Annotated in this window: 17 protein-coding genes; 12 read left to right on the top strand and 5 right to left on the bottom strand. The window is 51.5% G+C overall.

Annotation, left to right across the window (positions count from 1 at the left end; genetic code table 11):
- Nucleotides 1–11 precede the first annotated feature (11 nt).
- Nucleotides 12–3,515 carry a DNA polymerase III subunit alpha gene (locus AC5JLP_RS34940; protein ID WP_496072490.1) on the top strand — a complete coding sequence of 1,168 codons (3,504 nt, stop codon included), beginning with the start codon at nucleotides 12–14 and terminating at the stop codon, nucleotides 3,513–3,515.
- Between the two features lie 178 nt (nucleotides 3,516–3,693).
- Here AC5JLP_RS34940 and AC5JLP_RS34935 read toward each other — a convergent pair whose 3' ends face one another.
- Together AC5JLP_RS34935 and trxA are read right to left on the bottom strand one after the other, a co-directional pair.
- Nucleotides 3,694–4,266, bottom strand: coding sequence for a PTPA-CTERM sorting domain-containing protein (locus AC5JLP_RS34935; protein WP_496072489.1), 573 nt, complete (start codon nucleotides 4,264–4,266; stop codon nucleotides 3,694–3,696).
- Nucleotides 4,267–4,711: 445 nt separating this feature from the next.
- Nucleotides 4,712–5,038, bottom strand: coding sequence for a thioredoxin (gene trxA, locus AC5JLP_RS34930; RefSeq protein ID WP_496072488.1), 327 nt, complete (start codon nucleotides 5,036–5,038; stop codon nucleotides 4,712–4,714).
- A gap of 79 nt (nucleotides 5,039–5,117) precedes the next feature.
- On the opposite strand from trxA, the gene AC5JLP_RS34925 reads away from it, so the two are divergent.
- Entirely contained in the window at nucleotides 5,118–5,435 is a 318-nt protein-coding gene (locus AC5JLP_RS34925; protein WP_496072487.1) for an ArsR/SmtB family transcription factor, read from the top strand.
- Nucleotides 5,436–5,494: 59 nt separating this feature from the next.
- On the opposite strand, the gene AC5JLP_RS34920 is transcribed toward AC5JLP_RS34925, so the two are convergent.
- The gene (locus tag AC5JLP_RS34920) at nucleotides 5,495–6,733 is read right to left on the bottom strand and encodes a dicarboxylate/amino acid:cation symporter (protein WP_496072486.1); all 1,239 of its coding nucleotides are present in this window, start codon (nucleotides 6,731–6,733) and stop codon (nucleotides 5,495–5,497) included.
- Between the two features lie 253 nt (nucleotides 6,734–6,986).
- Here AC5JLP_RS34920 and AC5JLP_RS34915 point away from each other — a divergent pair, with 253 nt between their 5' ends.
- Nucleotides 6,987–7,406 carry a BlaI/MecI/CopY family transcriptional regulator gene (locus tag AC5JLP_RS34915; RefSeq protein ID WP_496072485.1) on the top strand — a complete coding sequence of 140 codons (420 nt, stop codon included), beginning with the start codon at nucleotides 6,987–6,989 and terminating at the stop codon, nucleotides 7,404–7,406.
- Nucleotides 7,406–8,251 (top strand): M56 family metallopeptidase, encoded by an 846-nt coding sequence (locus AC5JLP_RS34910; RefSeq protein ID WP_496072484.1) that lies wholly within the window; start codon nucleotides 7,406–7,408, stop codon nucleotides 8,249–8,251. The genes AC5JLP_RS34915 and AC5JLP_RS34910 overlap by 1 nt, the downstream gene beginning before the upstream one ends.
- A 200-nt stretch (nucleotides 8,252–8,451) precedes the next feature.
- Here AC5JLP_RS34910 and AC5JLP_RS34905 read toward each other — a convergent pair whose 3' ends face one another.
- Nucleotides 8,452–8,844, bottom strand: a complete 393-nt coding sequence (locus tag AC5JLP_RS34905; RefSeq protein ID WP_496072483.1) for a zinc ribbon domain-containing protein — start codon at nucleotides 8,842–8,844, stop codon at nucleotides 8,452–8,454.
- Between the two features lie 138 nt (nucleotides 8,845–8,982).
- Nucleotides 8,983–9,387: a hypothetical protein gene (locus tag AC5JLP_RS34900; protein ID WP_496072482.1), complete on the bottom strand. Its 405-nt coding sequence runs from the start codon at nucleotides 9,385–9,387 to the stop codon at nucleotides 8,983–8,985.
- A gap of 245 nt (nucleotides 9,388–9,632) precedes the next feature.
- Between AC5JLP_RS34900 and AC5JLP_RS34895 the strand changes: the two genes are divergently transcribed.
- The 8 genes from AC5JLP_RS34895 to AC5JLP_RS34860 all read left to right on the top strand — a co-directional run bounded on the left by AC5JLP_RS34895 (nucleotide 9,633) and on the right by AC5JLP_RS34860 (nucleotide 19,518).
- Entirely contained in the window at nucleotides 9,633–10,847 is a 1,215-nt protein-coding gene (locus tag AC5JLP_RS34895) for a sensor histidine kinase (protein WP_496072539.1), read from the top strand.
- A complete protein-coding gene (locus tag AC5JLP_RS34890; protein WP_496072481.1) occupies nucleotides 10,844–11,500 on the top strand; it encodes a response regulator transcription factor in 657 nt (218 codons plus the stop codon). Before AC5JLP_RS34895 ends, AC5JLP_RS34890 begins: the two co-directional genes overlap by 4 nt.
- 200 nt (nucleotides 11,501–11,700) lie before the next feature.
- A complete protein-coding gene (locus tag AC5JLP_RS34885) occupies nucleotides 11,701–13,800 on the top strand; it encodes an NAD-binding protein (protein ID WP_496072480.1) in 2,100 nt (699 codons plus the stop codon).
- Between the two features lie 199 nt (nucleotides 13,801–13,999).
- Nucleotides 14,000–15,013, top strand: coding sequence for a hypothetical protein (locus AC5JLP_RS34880; protein WP_496072479.1), 1,014 nt, complete (start codon nucleotides 14,000–14,002; stop codon nucleotides 15,011–15,013).
- A gap of 279 nt (nucleotides 15,014–15,292) precedes the next feature.
- Nucleotides 15,293–15,745 carry a chemotaxis protein CheW gene (locus AC5JLP_RS34875; protein ID WP_496072478.1) on the top strand — a complete coding sequence of 151 codons (453 nt, stop codon included), beginning with the start codon at nucleotides 15,293–15,295 and terminating at the stop codon, nucleotides 15,743–15,745.
- Between the two features lie 7 nt (nucleotides 15,746–15,752).
- Nucleotides 15,753–17,018, top strand: coding sequence for a CheR family methyltransferase (locus AC5JLP_RS34870; RefSeq protein ID WP_496072477.1), 1,266 nt, complete (start codon nucleotides 15,753–15,755; stop codon nucleotides 17,016–17,018).
- Nucleotides 17,019–17,075: 57 nt separating this feature from the next.
- Nucleotides 17,076–18,662 carry a HAMP domain-containing methyl-accepting chemotaxis protein gene (locus AC5JLP_RS34865; protein WP_496072476.1) on the top strand — a complete coding sequence of 529 codons (1,587 nt, stop codon included), beginning with the start codon at nucleotides 17,076–17,078 and terminating at the stop codon, nucleotides 18,660–18,662.
- A gap of 133 nt (nucleotides 18,663–18,795) precedes the next feature.
- Nucleotides 18,796–19,518 carry a chemotaxis protein CheW gene (locus tag AC5JLP_RS34860; protein ID WP_496072475.1) on the top strand — a complete coding sequence of 241 codons (723 nt, stop codon included), beginning with the start codon at nucleotides 18,796–18,798 and terminating at the stop codon, nucleotides 19,516–19,518.
- The last annotated feature ends 6 nt before the right edge of the window (nucleotides 19,519–19,524 follow it).

The raw sequence follows: 19,524 nt of genomic DNA, 5'->3' as shown, positions 1-19,524 counted from the left end.
CTTGAATCATTATGTCCTTTGTTGGTCTGCATATTCACAGTGACTATAGCCTTCTAGATGGTGCCAGTCAGTTGCCAGAACTGGTTGACCGCGCCGTTGAGCTAGAGATGAAGGCGATCGCCCTGACCGATCACGGGGTAATGTATGGCGCGATCGAGCTGCTAAAGGTGTGCAAGGGCAAAGGCGTGAAGCCCATCATTGGCAACGAAATGTACATCATGAACAGTGATGTCACCAAACAAGAGCGTCGCCCCAAGTATCACCAGATTGTGCTGGCGAAGAATGACATTGGCTACAAGAATCTGGTCAAGCTCACGACGCTATCGCATCTAAAAGGCTTTCAGGGCAAGGGCATGTTTGCTCGTCCCTGCATTAACAAAGAAATGCTGGAGGAGTATCACGAAGGTCTGATTGTCACCAGTGCTTGCCTGGGCGGCGAAATCCCTCAAGCCATTCTTCAGGGTAGACCAGAAATTGCACGGCGCGTGGCCCAGTGGTACAAAGATCTGTTTGGCGACGATTACTACCTGGAGATTCAGGATCACGGGTCGCAGGAAGACCGGATTGTGAACGTTGAGTTGGTCAACATTGCGCGGGAACTCGACATCAAAATTATTGCGACCAACGATTCGCACTATATCTCTTGCTTTGATGTGGAAGCGCATGATGCTTTGCTCTGTATTCAAACGGGCAAGCTGATTTCAGAAGACAAACGGTTGCGGTACAGCGGCACAGAGTATCTCAAATCGGCAGAAGAGATGCGCTGGCTGTTTCAGGATCACCTGACTGAGGACGTGATTGATGACGCGATCGCCACCACCCTCGAAGTCGCTGACAAAATTGAGGAATACCATATTCTGGGCGAACCTCGCATTGCGGACTATCCCATCCCCGAAGGGTTCGATACGGCAGACGCATATTTTGAACACGTCGCCTGGACGGGCTTGCTCAAACGGTTCAAAGTCCAGTCGCGGGAGGAAATTGAGCTGGTCTACCGCGATCGGATGGACTACGAACTCAAGATGATGCAGCAGATGGGGTTCGCCACCTACTTCCTCGTCGTGTGGGACTACGTCAAATACGCCAGAGACAACCGTATTCCAGTAGGCCCAGGGCGCGGGTCGGCGGCAGGGTCACTCGTTGCTTACGCGATGAGCATTACGAATATTGACCCGGTGCATCATGGCTTGCTGTTTGAGCGCTTTCTCAACCCCGAACGGAAGTCGATGCCCGATATCGATACCGACTTCTGCATCGATCGCCGGGAAGAAGTCATCCAGTACGTGACCGAAAAGTACGGCACCGAGCGAGTTGCTCAGATCATCACCTACAACCGCATGACCTCCAAAGCAGTGCTGAAGGACACGGCGCGAGTGCTCAACATTCCCTACGGCGACGCGGACAAAATGGCGAAAATGATCCCCGTTGTGCGCGGCAAGCCCACCAAGCTGAAAGTAATGATTTCGGCAGATACGCCTGCCCCTGAGTTCAAAAAGCGGTATGAAGAAGAGGCGAATGTGCGTCAATGGATTGACACTGCGATTCGCATCGAAGGCACCAACAAAAGCGTCGGCATTCACGCAGCGGGAGTCGTCATCTCTGCCTGCCCCCTAGACGAACTGGTGCCGCTCCAGCGCAACGCTGACGGTGCCGTCTTCACCCAGTACTTCATGGAAGACATCGAATCTCTGGGACTCTTGAAAATGGACTTCCTGGGACTCAAGAACCTGACCATGATTCAGAAAACGGTCGATCTCATTGAGCAGACCAAGCAAGAGTCGATCGACATAGACGGGTTGCCGCTAGACAACCCCGAAGTCTACAAACTGCTGGCACGAGGCGAACTGGAAGGCGTGTTCCAGCTAGAATCCTCTGGGATGCGCCAGATTGTGCGTGACCTCAAGCCCGACAGCCTGGAAGATATTTCCTCTGTGCTTGCTCTCTATCGCCCTGGCCCTTTGGATGCGGGACTGATCCCAAAGTTCATCAACCGCAAACACGGACGCGAGGCGATCGACTACCCCCACGCAATTCTCACCTCCATTCTGAACGAGACTTACGGCATCATGGTCTACCAGGAGCAGATCATGAAAATCGCGCAAGATATGGGCGGCTACTCTCTTGGTCAGGCAGACCTGTTGCGGCGTGCGATGGGCAAGAAGAAAAAAGCCGAGATGGAAAAACACCAGGAGCTGTTTGTTGCCGGTGCCGAGAAGAATGGCGTGAAGCCAAAAGTTGCCTCCGAACTCTTCGACCAGATGGTACTGTTTGCCGAGTATTGCTTTAACAAGTCGCATTCCACAGCGTATGGGTACGTGACCTATCAAACCGCGTACCTCAAAGCCAACTACCCGATCGAGTACATGGCAGCGCTGTTAACAACCAACAGTGGCGATCAGGATAAGGTGCAGCGGTACATTGCCTCCTGCATGGCAATGGGGATTCGCGTGGAGTCACCAGATGTGAACCGATCGGGCGTAGACTTTACGCCACTGGAAGACCGCATTCTGTTCGGGTTAGGCGGTGTGCGAAATGTAGGGATGGGGCCGATCGAATCCCTTCTATCAGCCCGCGATCAAGAGGGACCGTTCAAATCGCTGGCAGACCTGTGCGATCGCGTCGATTCGCGTACCGTTAACCGTCGTGCGTTGGAAGCGCTGATTTACTGTGGTGCCTTCGATGCCATTGAACCCAACCGTCAGCAACTCATCAAAGACCTGGATCTGGTCATTGATTGGGCACAGTCGCGAGCAAAAGATCGCGCGAGTGGGCAGGGCAACCTATTCGATTTATTTGGTGGAGGAACAGCCGTCAAAGAAGCACCCACTAGCTTTACGTCAGCGCCCAAAGCACCGCCCACACCAGATTTTCCTCAACAAGAGAAACTGCGTTTGGAGAAAGAAATCCTGGGCTTCTATATTTCTGACCATCCACTGAAAGCATTGCGAGAATCGGCGCGGGTGCTGGCTCCCATTAGCTTGAGCGATTTAGCTGATTACAAAGAAGGCACCAGCATTAGCGCGATCGTCATGCTCACCAGCGTCAAACCCGTCGTGACGAAAAAGGGCGATCGCATGGCAATCATCCAGATCGAAGATCTCACTGGACACACCGAAGCAGTGGTCTTTCCCAAAGCCTATGAGCGCATTAGTCAATATATCCAGGCAGATGCCCGACTCATGGTGTGGGGGAAGGTCGATCGCCGGGATGATCAGGTGCAGTTCATCATTGATGATGTGGAACCGATCGAATCCGTCCGTATGGTGATGGTCGAACTTGACCCCAAACTTGCCAGCGACATCGAGCAACAGCACCGCTTGCGCAATGTGCTGCTGCAACAGCGGGGTGAAGACGAAAAAGGCAAAGTCTCTGTTGTGGCGATCGTCAGCGCTCAAGATAAGCGGCACTTTGTCCGGTTTGGCCCCCAGTTCCGAGTGCAAGATGATCAGGCGGCCATGAACGCGCTCACAAAAGCAGGCTTTCAAGCACGAATAACCTCGTTAGCAAGTGCGTAGTTGTTTGCTTTAAAAAGAAAGCCGATCGCGCATGGCGATCGGACAACCTCATGAAGCGGTGACAGACCTAATACCAATTTGAATTGAAAATGCGACACATCCTGTAGGGGCAAGGCATGGCCTTGCCCCTACCCACCGATTGATCTGTAGCCGTCATTCTTTAAATCGGTATAAATTGTTAGCCAAGCGTTTTGGCTTCCGTAGACTTGCGCTTCTGACGCAGAGCGCCCAGCCCCAAGCCAATGAGACCGGGTAAAAGTGCAGGCGTTGGAATGGCAGCAGATGCCGTCACGGTGCCATCCGCCACCTCACGAATTACCGCCAGACCACCACCAAACCCAAGTTTCTCAAATGAGAAGGATGGTACCAGCGCGATCGTGCCACCCGCATTTGTTAGAGGATTTGCAAACAGCGCTTGCAACGAGCGATCACCCTTAATGAGCTCCAAGCGGGTCGCGTTTTGCAAACTACCTGTAGATGACCCAGAGGCGTAGGTTGTGCCTGGGAAAAAGATGTTGGACGGTGAGCCTCCAACAAGCGTTTTGATGTCGAACTGAGACAGCACGCCACTGGTCGCATCGTAATTAAAGGAGCCAGTTGCGGTACCGCCATCCACAAAATTCGCATTGAAGTTCCAGGTGAGGGCCGCAGCCGAGGCTGGGGTTACATGGGTGGCAAGAACAGCCGTAGTGCTGAGGGCTGCAACAGTCACCATTGTCTTAAGTTTCAGGGGCTTGAGTTTCAGGGTCATTGTTGGTTCTCCAATTGAGTTAATCAAGCTTGGAGATGCACTGTCGTCGTTCTCTTAGCACAGAGCGCCACTCTCAAACAGTTGCCAAAGCCAACACGCTGGTCGTTAACATCGCAACAGGGCAAAAAATTCCCAGTCAAAGTGACCTGAGTCAGATTCGACGTTGCCTCTTACCGTAAGCTGGCGATCGTGATCGTGGTGATAGCAAGCGTCCAAGCCGCAGATTGGCACATCATGCTTTTTGGCACACAGCCGCCATCTCGAAGAACGCGTTAGAGAAATCAAGGAAGACGACACAGAGGGATTTCCTTCCTAAAACCTTGAACAGGCCCGTAAACAGACCCGTAAACAGCAGAATTTTCCACGTGCTTAGCCGCATCTCTGCTTGTAGGACACGTGGAAAATTGCCACATGTAAGGGCAACTGTGCTTTCAGCTCGATCGCGCTATTCAAGGTGCTTGTTTAACGTGGCAGCTAAGGTCGCTTTTGGCACTGCACCCACGACGGTATCGATCGTCTGACCAGCTTTGAACAAAATCAACGTAGGAATGCTGCGAATCCCGTAGTGGCTGGCAATACCAGGGTTATCGTCCGTGTTAAGCTTGACGACTTTCACCTGTCCAGCGAATTGAGCGGCAAGTTCATCGACGATCGGCCCAACCATGCGACAGGGACCACACCACGGTGCCCAAAAATCAACCAGCACAGGCATCTCACTGGTAATCACTTCTTGCTCGAAAGTAATATCAGTAACGGACGTGACAGAAGACATCGTCTTCCTCCTCTTATTTCAATAGTTCGAGAAACTCGAATAAGTAAACGATAGCGCGTTCCGTGTCATAATGACAACTATGAGGCTGCTATATCATCCAGACAAGAAAGATATTTCGCTAGCGGGCGTTTTGTATGCCCTGGGCGACCCTATGCGCCTAGAAATTGTGCGGCGACTGGCAGAAAAAGGTGAGTTACCTTGCTTTGCTGCGCTGGAGGCAGATGTTGCCAAATCAACGCTCTCTCACCACTTTAAGGTGCTGCGCGAGTCAGGGGTGCTGTACTGCCGCAAAGAGGGCACTCATCATATGAACTCCCTGCGCCGTGCGGATTTGGACGATCGCTTTCCTGGGTTGCTTCAAACCGTGCTCCAGTCCACCGAACCTTTGAAACCTTAGAGATTACGCAAGCTGACCGCTGAAAGCTGACTGCTGAAAGCTAACCCTCTACTGCCCCTTCATTCCAGGGGCACGGATTGAGGCGTTGTCTGAGAGACTTCATGGTGTTCCCAGTGGCTTAATACAATGGCATTCGTTGTATTGCCCACCACATTTAGGACGGTTTTGATGCCATCTACCAACCGATCAACCCCCGCTACGATCGCCACGCCTTCTAGCGGCAAACCTGCGGCACTCAATACGGTTGTCATCGTAATGATGCCAGAACCGGGCACACCAGGCGTGCTGAACGAAACGAGTAAAGAACTGAGCGCGATCGCCAGCACCAGCGGCACCGTGATGGGCACCTGATAGACCTGGGCAATAAACAGCGCATTGAACCCCTGGAGAATCGCAGAGCCATCCCGCTTTAAGGCCGTACCCAGGGGAATGGCAAAGCTCGCAATCTCTTCGGATAAGCCGTAGCTTTCCTGCACGTTCTGCAATGCGATCGGCAACGCGGCATTAGAACTGGCGGTGCCAAAGGCTAAAGATAGAGCAGGTAATAAACTGCGGAAAAAATGCACTGGTTTTGCCTTCAGCGCATACAGAATCACCGCATACAGGCCAATCATGAGGAGCGAACCAAGGATTAAGCCCAAAACATACACAAACAGTCTCACCACAATCGCCAGTCCTTCGATGGCAATGACGGAGCTAATAAGCGCAAAAACGCCCAGAGGAGCCGTGTATAGAATGAGCGCCAGAATCTTCTCAAAAATGGCATAGCAGCTTTCAATGAACGTAACGAATGGAGTCGCTTTGGCACCAACCAGTTGAATGCCAACGCCAATGAGCGCGGCTGAGACGATCGTTTGTAGCAAATTACCACTGCTTAAGGCTTCTAGCGGATTCACCGGAATTAGACTCACGAGCCAGACCACCAGCGATTGGCTTTGAGGTTGCTGCAACCCATTGGCTACGGAGAAGCCAGTTACCCCAACTCCGGGCTGCAACAGCATGGCTAACAGCATCCCCAGGCTAACCGCGATCGCGCTTGTAATGACGTAGCTAAGGATTAACTTAATGGCGTACCGTCCGACCTGAGCCGCGTTCTGAATCCGCGTCAACCCTAAAATCATGGAGGAAAAGACGATCGGCACGACCACAAACTGAATGAGCCGCAAGAACACTTCTCCGATCGGAGCCAGAAGATAGCCATTGACTGGCTCAACCGCCGCGACAAAGAAGCCGTTTAGCACAGCGCCAAAGAGAATGCCTGCTCCCAGCGCAACCAGGATTAGCGTCGATAGGCTCATAGTCTTTTGGGATCTGTTTTTTGGGATCTTGAGGTACTGGTTGAGATTCCTGCTGGAATCAGGATGGAGCAGACGCTTAATTTACCACTACTGGTGTGCTGCAATCCGATCACTGCTTTACAGACTGCTAGCAATTCATTGCACGCTCATCCTATGGCTTCCACACGTGCTTCAGGTTCTTCCCAGGGTTCGTGGCAACTTAAACAAGTCGCGGTAAACTAGTGAAGATTTCTCTTGCTTTTGCCAGCATTCAATGACTCCTTTACCGAACTACCGCCCCAAGCAGCTTTCGCTCGGCCCTTTGGAGAGCGAAATTTTGCACATCGTTTGGGAACTGGGCACGGTGGCGGTAAAGGATGTCCACGATCGCATTCTCTCCGATCCAGAGCGCGAGTTGGCCTACACTTCAGTCACCACGATTCTCCAGCGGCTGACCCAGAAAGGTTGGCTGACGTGCGATCGGAAAAACCGCGTGTATACCTGGACGGCTTTGGTCACGAAGGAACACGCTCAAGCACTCAAAGCCTACGAGCAGCTCAATCAGTTTTTAGCCGTGGGCAATCCTGATGTGGTCGCGGCCTTTGCCGACAGTTTGGATCAGTCCAGCGTGGATCAACTTGAGGCGATCGCTCAAAGATTACGCGCCGTCCGTCAAGCCAGGGAGGAACAGTAATGCACTTAACCCTGCTGTTTTTGGGCTTACTGAGCGCCTGGGGCATTCGGTGCCTTCCCATCCGCCTCAGTGGCACCTGTCAGCAACGCTGGCAGCGATCGCTGGGTCTCTTTCTCTTGCCGCCGTTGTTGCTGCTCACGACGGCGATTGCGCTTGTCTGCATGGGGCCGCAGGGTCAAATGGTGCGCTGGTGGGAGGGGTGGTCTAGCTATACTCTGGCGATCGGCCTGCTAGCGTTCGCAGTTACCTTGGCGCTGAAGCTAACGTGGGAAGGTTGGCGATCGCTGCAACAGGTTCGCACCTACCCTCAATTGATGGTGCAAGGGCAGCAGGCTCGACTGCTAGATACCCCCATTCCCTTTATCGCTCAGGTCGGCTTCTGGCAATCTGAGCTGGTGGTGAGTCAGGGGTTGTTAGAAACCTTCGAGGCTGAGCATTTAGAGGCCGTTTTGACCCATGAGCAAGCCCATGCTCACTACCGCGACACCTTCTGGTTTTTCTGTCTGGGCTGGTTGCGTCGCCTCACGGCCTGGTTGCCGCAAACCGAATCACTGTGGCAAGAGTTGCTGCTGCTACGAGAACGCCGCGCCGATCGCTGGGCTGCTCAAACGGCTGATCCACTCTTGCTCGCTGAATCATTGCTCCAGATGGTGAAAGCACCAGAACTCTACTCCGAAGCGATCTGTGCTGCTTTTAGCAGTGCCACCCCTCGAAATCGCCTGGAAGAGCGCATTGACGCTTTACTGTCCATCCCAGAAGAATCTCAGTTTACGACCAGTTTTTGGAGCTGGCTGTGGCTGGTACTAGTGGCCTTACCCTTGCTAACCATTCCGTTTCATTACTAATGCAGGAAGGCAGGAGAAGTGGTTGGTTGTATGCCCGTTGGGCATTCAAGAAAAGTTGTTGGTTTTTAGAAGAACGCTGACGGCTGACCGCTGTAGCTTGCTTCCCGTAGGGTTGGCTGACCGCTGACCGCTCTTCTAATTCAAAACTTAGAACTCAAAACTCCCGCCCCACACCCCACACCCTACACCCGATATCCGCTTCACCGCATAAGCACCAACAGCAGGCTGATCAAGATCAGCCCAAGCAGCGCCAGCAAGCCGATATGTCGTTCCACCCAGGCTTTGACGCGAAACGTGCTTTTGTAGCTTGAGTGGATATCTGTAGGTGGCTTGCGCACATCATCGTACAGCGTACAATCCATTGCATCAGGGCGCTTAGGAAACGTGCAGGTATTGTCTGCATAGTAGGTACAGGTCAGGCAGAGTGGCTCTCCTCCAACCGATCGATAGAGCGGCATGCCCGGATGCCCATGCGCTTTTAGTGGTGTACGACAATGGGGGCAGGCGATCGCTTGTGGCTCGATAGACTGGTGGCAAAGAGGACATTCTGACATCTCTGGTGGTTGGTGAGGGGAGGGCCGTCTCTCAACCATTACAACACTTTTGGGACGTCTGTAGGGGGTGGGGAGTGTCAGGAATGGGAAAGCTTATGCCCAAGGAGGTCAGGAACCAGCGTTCTGGCGGGCTATGAGCCAGTAGGACAATTAAAATATGGCCTGTCGCCGCTTACATTAAAGCTGAAAGGGCAGTGTTCGACGGACGTGTTCAATCTGGCTTGGGGTTAGTACGTCCGGTGAGGGCAACTGGTTTGACATCAAAATTTGCATCAGCTCTGCTTGCTGCACAGGCGAAAGATTGAGAGCGGTGAGCGTGCTTCGGCTGATGCCTGCGTCGCCTTCTAAAGCAGTTTCAAGCTGTCTCCGTTGCGTGGGCGTGAGAATGGCTTGAAGTCCTGATCGCGCCTGGTCATCGATCGGGATCAGGTGATCGGCCGACTCAGTCGTGGGCGAGAAACTTGATAGATCAAGGAGACTAGAAGGGTATGCGGGCTGGGCAAACGACGAAACGGGGGCGATCGCCGAAGAGATAGCCCCCGTAACCACTAGCACACCGATCGAGCAAACGATCAGCTTCATGTGAGCACCTCTACGAATTCAAACTTGGGCTGCTTGAATCCGTGAGTTCATCTTAGAGCGGTGCCCACGTGTACACATGAAGCGAAAGTCCTGAGCAGCCTCACTCTGAAGTACTACCTTGCGTTAGGACTATAGTCATGTCGATCGCGCTTTAAACATGACGCAAGCGTCTAGTCGTGACGATCGTTCCTGACATAAAGTAAAGAGAAGTCAACCTGCCATTGCTACCGTCCGTGAAACAGTTGGTGCCAGCTCAACGCAACTTCTTTCGGCTGCTGCTCTACCTAGAGTGGATCTTGCTCGGTATGGCGATGTTGACTGAAACCGTGCCCAACCCCATGAATCGGTTTGAGCCATCGCCACTGATCGCCCTGCCAATCATTTTGATGTTGGGTCTAATGGGGCTACACGTTCCCAAAAAAGACTTACTGGCAAAGCTACTTTATACAGGCTTGGAGTTTGGGCTGATTGCGTTGCTCTTGCCTCTCGCTGGTGGTGCGGTCGGCCTTTTCCCGATCCTTTACCTCGTTGTAGCGATTCGCAGTTGCACCATGTTTCAGCCGCCTGGTCGTCTGGTGGTTGCGAGTTTAGCGTTCATCTCTTTTGTGCTGACGATTTTTTTTCGCATCATCACACCAGAGAAACACGCTGGTAAACTCCCGCCTCCAGAGTTTGATGGCAACATGATTTGGACGCTGAAGCTCAATGCCACAGTTACGTTTGGCTTAACGCTGGTGTTTGTGCTGCTGTTGGTCAATGCGCTGCTTTCGGAACGTCAGAGTCGGGAGCAACTCACCGCTGCAAATGAACAGCTTCGCCAGTATGCCCTGCGGATTGAGAACCAGGCGACGCTGCAAGAACGGAACCGTATTGCCCGCGAGATTCATGACTCATTAGGGCATTTGTTGACTGCGCAGAGCATTCAGCTTGAAAATGCCCTCCTCTTTTTGCCACCAGATGCTGAGAAAACGCGATCGTTTCTCACGGAATCAAGACAGCTTGGTTCTAACGCGTTGCAGGAAGTGCGGCAATCGGTTGCGACGTTGCGATCGGATGCGCTGCAAGGCAAACCGTTGGATCTGGCGATCGCGCATCTGGTCAAGAGCTTTCAACAAACCACGGGTATTGTGCCAGAGGTCATCACAGAGCTTCGATCGCCCCTGGCAAATGATGTGGGTACAGCCATCTATCGTATCCTTCAAGAAGCACTGACCAACATTGCCAAACATGCCGAGGCTAATCGCGTCTCGCTTCAGCTTTGGGAGAAACCAGACGGCATTCATTTACGGGTAGAGGATAATGGACATGGTTTCAACCCAGGTCAGAACACGACGGGCTTTGGCTTAAAGGGCATGCGGGAGCGGTCGATCGTGATGGGTGGGCAGTTCTCCATCATCAGCCAGCCCCAAACGGGTTGTCAGATCGCAGCAGTGATTCCCTTGTCGAGGCATGCACTATGATTCGAGTCTTGCTTGTTGATGACCAGACCATCATTCGCCAGGGCTTGCGGAGTCTGCTGGAAGCCAAACCAGACTTGCAAATTGTGGGTGAGGCAGAGAATGGTCAAAAGGCATTACAGCAAGTCGAAACGCTTCAGCCCGATGTGGTGCTGATGGATATCCGTATGCCCGGTATGGATGGAGTCGCTGCCACCCAGTCCATCACGCAAAACTTTGCGAATACCAGAGTTTTAGTGCTAACCACGTTTGATGATGATGAATACGTCTCTCAAGCGATGCGGGTGGGAGCAAACGGCTATTTGCTCAAAGACACTCCTTCAGAAGAGTTAGCGCTTGCCATTCGTCTGGTGCATCGTGGCTACACGCAACTGGGGCCAGGGTTACTTGAAAAAGCCTTTTCAATGCCGATCGCCCCAACACCCCCGATCGCGCTACCTCAAGAATTGGCTGAACTCACGCCGAGAGAACGTGAAGTGCTGTGCCTGATTGCCGCCGGAGCCAGCAATCGTGAAATTGCCGAATCCCTCCATATTGCCGAAAGTACCGTTAAGAACTACGTCACCAATATCTTGAGTCGGTTGCACCTACGCGATCGTACCCAGGCAGCGCTATATGCCAACTCGTTCCTCCCACTTCTAGAAAATTCGGGCTGAGACGTGAAGAGAAAGGGGTTAGCCAGACTTTAGAGGCTTGTGACGAAAGGATTCCATGCCCCGATCCGGCTTCAAAATTGAATGGCCTACCCTGAAAAGAGGGTTGTTATGAAGAAAGTTGCAGTACTGTTTGTGGGCATTTAGATCGTTCTTAGCCATAGTAGTGGTGAGATACTCATCACTACTGTTCAACGCCTGTAATGCTGCCACCAGAGCCAGAGCCACCATACACTCCTCAGACAATCGCACAGAATGATCGCCAGTCTGAAGATTCTTCCCCCATGCCATCACGCTTCCTGGTTTGTGGGCTGGGCAGTTTGGGGCAATATTGTGCGATGGTGCTTAAAGGGTTTGGCGTCTTAGTGAGCGCTATCACGATTCCACAGCCTGAAAGCTGGGAAATGCCCACGCTGCCAGATTTGCTGGATGACCTGGTGATTGGTGATTGTCGCCAACCTGATTGTCTAGAGAATGCCAACGTACATGCATGCAGGGCAGTGCTGCTGGTGACGAGCGACGAGCGGGTGAATATTGAGGCGGCATTTGCCATTCGGTTACTCAACCCTGATGTGCGACTGGTAGTGCGATCGTCCAAGCAAAATTTGAATGCGCTGTTGGGTCAGAGCTTGGGCAATTTTGTCGCCTTTGAAGCCTCCCAGTTGCCAGCATCAGCCTTTGCGATCGCGGCACTTGCCAGTGAAATTCGGGGTTTTATTCATCTTGGTGATCACCTGTTGCGGGTGGTCAAAGTGTCTATTGATGACGAGCATCGCTGGCGCGATTTGCGTCTGCTGCATGAGCTGAACAGCGCGACGCGGCGGTTGCTCAGCCACATTCCCAGCGGTCAGCCGTTGCCCACCGAATTTCACCAGTGGGAACCAGATGCCAGGGTGCGGGCAGGCGATCTAGTTGCCTACATTGAGGTCACAGGCAATCTAACCGAGCTTGCGGCTACAACAAGCGTGCCGTCTTCTTCCTCTAGGGGATGGCTCGATCGCCTGTGGCAAGGACGGCGGCAGCTTCTATCTGGTGCTTACTTACGGCGAAAGCTGCGAGAATTCTGGCAGTCCACGGCACAGCAACAGACGAAACGGGTTGCCATCATTGTGGGTAGCGTCATGCTCTCGCTACTCGTGTGTGGCACGGTGATTTTCAAACTGACGCAACCAGGCATTAACTGGCTGCAAGCGTTTTATACCGCTGGGGTCATGCTGCTAGGCAGCTACGATACAGTGTTTGGTATCCTCAGTCCGCAAGACTCGATTCCTTTATGGATGCGGCTCATGAACTTGAGCTACATGATGGCAGGGACGGCCTCGATCGCCGTACTGTATGCGTTGCTCACTGAAACGCTCTTAGCTGCAAAGTTTCAGTTACCCAAAAAGCGTCCGTCGCTGCCACCGCAAGATCATGTGGTGCTTATTGGTTTGGGTCGAGTGGGACGGCGGGTTGCCACCTTTCTGCAACAGATTAAGCACCCGTTAGTCGGTGTAAGCAATCAGGCGATCGAATCCAGTTTTTTACCTCAAATGCCACTAGTGGTGAATGAACTCACCAGTACGCTATCAAAAGTGAATCTAGCAACGGCGAAAAGCGTGGTACTGGCGACCGATGACGAAATGGCAAACCTGGAGCTTGGCTTAATGGCGCGTGCGGCTAATCCTAATTGTGCCCTGGTCATTCGGACGTTTGATACACGGTTTAGCGCCAGTATCGATCGCTTGCTGCCCTTCGCAAAAGTGCTTTGCGCCTACGATTTGGCAGCAGAAGCGTTTGTGGCTGCTGCATTTGGTGAAAGAGTCCTTAACTTGATTCGTTTGAACGAACAAACGGTGCTGGTCACGGAATACACGATCGCCTCAAACGACCATTTGCAAGGACACCTCCTGGCTGAGATTGCCTACGGCTACGGAGCAGTTCCTATCTTGCATCAACGATCGCACGAATCTGCTCGCTTAATGCCATCTGACGACATCCGGCTAGACGTGGGTGATCGTTTAGTTGTGCTGGCAACCATCAACAGCTTGCAGCAGATCGAGCACGGCCACATGCTGCCCCGCCAATGGCAGATCTGTCTTGATCAAGCCCTGTCGAAAGATGCGCTCTTTGATGGTGCAACGACGATCGCTCGCATTTCTGGTTGCAGTCTAGCCACAGCCCGCGATTGCATGAACCAACTCCCCAGCGTTCTGCCCGTGCTGCTGTATAAACATCAAGCCCAACGCCTTACCCGTCAACTGCGGAAAGCTCAAGTACTGGCTCATTTGGTGTCAGGGAGGAGGGGGAGTTTTGAGTTTTGAGTTTTGAGTTGAAGAGCAGTCAGCGGTCAGCAGTCAGCAGTCAGCTTCCTTCTAACAACTAAAAAATAACAACCAAAACTTCTTCTGCCTTCACACAAAATAAGTTCTGTAAATTTGCGTAGGATGCTGTTATTGAGCAGCCACGTTGGGCACGATGAGCTAGCCCTGTACATCGAGATCCATCTTCGTTGCTCGTGCTATGAGTTCACCTCCTGCTCCAAACCAATCTTCTCAGTTGATGCAGGCAACGCTAGTACCGATGCCGCAGACCTTTGAGGATGCGATCGTTGCGCTCAAAGTCTTCGCCTTGCAAGCTTTCGATCGTGAACTGATTGAACAGAAATTGTGTTATCACACCCGCGAACATATTGAAGGGGTGCAGCGTCGAGCCAGCCAAATTTTTCAAGTTGTGCATCCCTATTTGTGGGACACCGCTGAGCGCGATCGCATGGCAGCGTTATTGGGCTTGTGCGCCGTTGCTCACGATATGGTGCAAATTTTCGTGACACAACCGACATCGCATAGCCCTCGCCGTCGAGAAGCGGGAGTGAGCGAGACGGCAACAGTAGCACAACTGTTTACCTGGATGGAACGCTTCAATCAACAATGCCAGAAGCTTGATCCAAAGAGCGCTTTACCGTTCACAGATCAGGATTTTCGCTTGATTCAAACGGCGATCGAAGCCACTATTTGTGCATACGATCCCATTGAACAGGCCATCTTTCAACCCGCTTTAACCAGGAGTGAGCCTACCCTTTCACCCATCGCACGTATTCTCGCTCTCGCAGACATTGGCACCTTGGCAATGGAAGGTATCGAAGCCTATAACCGCGAAGGATCGCTGCTGTTTTTGGAAGAGAATCTAGATGTGCGATCGCTACTTGAGCAGCACAATCTGAAACGCTTTACTGCCGAAGATCCTGAGCTTTACGAAAACATCCGACAGCGTTTATTGAGACGAGCACGCTTTCAGGTACATCTGGCGCGATCGCGGCTACAGCGCTGTCCCCAAGAGTTAGAAGGGTTTCCCACAACAGCCATTCCAATCTTGCGGCATGATGTCTTTCCATACCTCACGCCAGCCACTATTGAAACGATTGAGTCAATAACACCGACCGCAGATAACACAACGCTTGAGAGTCTCATCGCCTTTTTTCGCTTCGAGTCAGCGATCCCATCAGTGAATGGACTATCCAGCAGCGTTAACGGCTAGGGCGTGTTTTAAAACCCTCGAAAGCCCCCCACCCCCAATTCTGGGGGCTTCCAAACAGGCTTCAAAGTCCCCCAATCTTGGGGGCTTAAAGCCCTTTGGGCATACAAGAAAAGGGGGCAGAAGCTTCAGCAACGAAGCGATTAGGAGTTTTAAAACACAGCCTAGAATCACGAGGACTTTTGTGAAGAGCGTGATCCCATTTTCATAAGCGGGAATGCTAGGGGCAATCAAGCGATGTGCTTGATTTAAATTCCATTCAATCTGCGAGTGGAGCTAGCGATGTTACTGTTAATTTTTAATGTGGGCAGCAGTCTGTACGCGATCGAGAGTGAGCACGTCGTCGAAGTGATTCCACGTCTCGCTTATCGCCAATTGCATCAAGTGCCTGAGTATGTTGCAGGCGTCTTTAATTATCGCAGTTCCATCGTTCCAGTCATTGATTTATGTCGATTGATGCGAGGGATTCCCAGCCAGAAATACCTGAGCACACGCGTCATGATGGTGAGCTATCCCCAATCAGATGGTGCTTTGCGCTATATCGGCTTAATGGCAGAACGCGTGATTGAAACACTGGACAAGGCGGAGGCTGATTTCATGGACGCAGGCATTCAAGGGCAAGAAGACTCCTACTTAGGTGGCATCATGACGGATAAAAAAGGACTCATTCAACGTGTTTGTCTAGAGCAACTCTTTGCGGCTGTGCAGTTCTTGAATACGCCAGCAGGAGCCTGACTCACCGATGACTCTGGAACCCATCACAGCGCTCTTGAGTAAATGCATTGGGGTTGATGCCAAGATTTTGGGCGATCGCGCTCTTGGTAGAGCCGTTGAACGTCGTCGAATGGCTTGTGGCGCAAGTGATCTGGAGGCGTATCTCACACTTCTACAAACGGTTCCATCAGAATTTGATGCACTGGTGGAACAGATCGTGATTCCTGAAACCTGGTTTTTTCGCGATCGCAAACCATTTGATTTTTTGGTGGATTTTGTTCGTTCTGAGTGGCTGCTGAAACCAGGTACTACCCGCTTGCAGGTGCTAAGTGTCCCCTGTGCTACTGGGGAAGAGCCTTATTCCATTGCGATCGCGTTATTAGAAGCAGGCTTAGCCGCCAATCGGTTCGATATTGATGCGATCGATCTTAGCCATATTTCGATTGCTAAAGCCCAGAACGCCATCTATGGCAAGCATTCCTTTCGCGGCAAAGAGTGGATCGAGCAGCACCGCTATTTCCAACCCATTGAGAGTAAATATATCGTTTGCTCAAAAGTTCGGGATGCTGTTAATTTTCAACAAGGCAATTTATTGGAAATCTTTGCCAACAGTTCGCTGCAATATGACATCATTTTTTGCCGCAACTTACTAATTTACATTGAACCGCTTGCCTGCCATCAAATACTTAATACACTCCATCGTTTGCTAGCACCAGAAGGACTATTGTTTGTCGGTGCTTCTGAAATGGGCAAGATACCGAGCGATCGCTTCTTATACCTGCGTCAGCCCTTTACGTTTGCCTACCGCAAGATGGATTCTGTGTCACTACGCCGCTGTACCACAAGATTAGAACGTCCAAAACACGAAACAGCTTTGCAGTCAGCGTTTTTAGCCTCTCAATCAGGTATCTTCTCAGCCGCCCGTTCCCCACAATTAACGATTGCTTCCACTGCAACACCACGATCGTCAATTCCATCAACCATCAACGCTGCTTCTCCATCCGAGTTTCAGAAGGCAAAAGCTTTTGCTGATGCGGGACATTTAGAGGCAGCGATTGATTGTTGCAAAGCTTATTTAGAACACCATTCTACCAATGCAGATGCCTATGCCTTGTTGGGCACTCTATATGAGGCTACTGCCCGCTATGAGCAGGGGGAACGCTCGTTTCAAAAAGCGCTTTACCTCCAACCCAAGCACGATGAAGCGTTGATGCATCTCGCGTTGTTAAAAGAATCTCGTGGAGATGCGATCGGGGCTGCACGATTACGACAGCGAATGCAAAAACTGCAATAGCTTTCCTCACCTCTTACAACCGCAAACAGGCGGACAACTCTAACCAGGCACCTAATTATGGTCAGCACGATCTTTAAGAATCAAACACTACAGGAACGGATTACGTCTGCTTTTCTGTTTATGGGCGGACTGGTGCTTGTCGTCGCCGCCGTTGGGTTGATCTCCACTTTCCACTTAAGCAACAGTATCAATGTATTAGCCAACAATAGCCTGCCAAGCTTGATGGGGTTATGGAAAGTCAATGAAGGGAAAACCCAGATTGAATCCTCTGAGCGGGCCTTGATGATTTCTGGGTTAACCGCTCAAGAACGGCAAGCTGAAATTATCCGTATGAAAGCAGCCTGGAATCAGATTGATAATGGCTTCAAACAATACGATACGGCACCCCGATCGCCTGAAGAAAACCGCGTTTACAAGCAGCTTTTAGACCAGTGGAATCGGTCAAAGACTGACCATGAAGCCTTTCTTCAATTAGATCAGCAATTTGAGGCTCTTGGTATCTTGCATCCCTCTGACCGCCTACTTGAGCTTCAGCGTCAGGGTAAGACAGATACTCCCGAATACGTCACGGTACGCAAAGCCTTTGAGCTGCTCGATCAACTACGCAATCGCATTAGAACCAGTCGGACTAACTTTGAAGCTGTCGCTACATCAATTGTAGAGGACTTGAAAATAAATGAGGATGTTGCTAATAACGCTGAAGCTGTGGCAAATCTAGCGGTGAAACGATCGTGGTTTTGGGCACTGGCAGCGATGGTGATTGGGCCACTGACCGCGATTGGGTTGGGGCGCTTTCTCAGTAAGGCGTTAACCCGTCGCATTCAAAAATCGGTGGTGCAAATTACCACCTCCGCAACCCAAATTGCCGCCTCTGGGAAAGAGCTAGAAGCCACCGTCGCAGAACAACTGGCTTCGACGAATGAAGTCACTGCCACCTCGCACCAAATTGCCGCCACCTCCAAAACGCTGGTGCAGACAATGGATCAGGTCGCCAACATGGCACAGGCAACCGCCCACGCCGCCAACGATAGCCAGGATGAACTGGGTGATATGGAAGGGGTTATGCGGCAATTGCTTGAAGCGACCACCTCCATTTCCTCCAAACTGGGTGTGATGAACAGCAAAGCAAACAATATCAATAATGTGGTTATCACCATCACAAAGGTTGCCGATCAAACCAGCATTTTGTCACTAAATGCAGCGATCGAAGCTGAAAAAGCCGGAGAATATGGGGCGGGTTTTGCCGTTGTTGCGCGTGAAATTCGACGCTTGGCAAACCAAACAGCGGTCGCCACGTTAGAAATTGAGCAAATTGTCAAAGATATGCAGTCTGCTGTCACCGTTGGCGTGATGGAAATGGATAAATTCAATAAATCCGTGACCGATAGTGTCGATCGTGTTAGCAAGATCAGTGACCAGATTGGTGATGTCATCAGTAAAGTGCAAAGCTTACCGCCTCGCTTTGAACAAGTGGGGCAAAGCATTGAAGAACAATCCGAAGGCGCACAACAAATCAGCGAAGCGATGGGACAACTCAGCCAAGCCTCTGAACAAACCGCCGATGCCTTGCGTGAAACTAACAACGCCCTGGATCAATTAGACGATGCCGCGCGAGGCTTACAGGCTGCTATTACGCGGAAGTAGAGTCACAGCGGTAGGAGTTTTGAGTTTTGAGTTCAGAAGTCAGAAGTCAGAAATCAGAAGTCAAAGTTTTGAGTTTTGAGTTGGTTTAGCGGTCAGCTTTTATCCTTTATCCCTCATCCTTTATTCCTCCCCCATGCCCTATCCATCCACGATCGTAGATTCCACACCCCCTCCCCCTTCCCTCAATGATTGTTGGAATCAAATTGGAGTGATGGGTAATCGCTCGTGCGATGAACTCAAAGCTGTGATTCACTGTCACGATTGCCCAGTATATGCAGCAGTGGGCGATAGCCTACTGGAGCGAGAACCTCCACCAGGTTATGTAGATGAGTGGATTCACATTCTGGCAGAAACCACGAATTCAGGCGCTGCTGATAGCAATGGGATGATCCTTCCGGTAGAGGAAACCATCTCAATCATGATCTTTCGCCTGGAAAATCAGAAACTCGCCCTGCCTGTGCGAATTTTGCAAGAAGTGACCCATCCCTGTGCGATTCAACCACTGCCCCATCGCAGTAATGATCTCTTTCTAGGACTCGTCAACATTCGGGGAGAAACGCTGCTGTGTGCCTCGCTCAGCCATTTACTTAATGTGGATTGCTTAAAGGAATCAGCGCTTCAGACCGACAGCAAGCGCATGATGGTTGCCGGAGTGCCAGAAGGGAAATGGGTCTTTCCAGTCGATGAAGTCTATGGCACCTATCGCTTTCATCACAATGAGCTACACGAGGCACCTGTTGTGATTACCAAGGCGGCTGAGTCATATACCCAGGGTATCATTCACTGGGATGGAGAAAAGGTCAACTATCTAGATTCTGAATTGCTGTTCTACACGCTCAATCACAAAATGTTGTAGGCAATA

It is taken from the genome of Stenomitos rutilans, from assembly GCF_059505485.1.
Note: the sequence above shows the minus strand (reverse complement) of the source record. Positions and strands in the feature narration are given on the sequence as shown.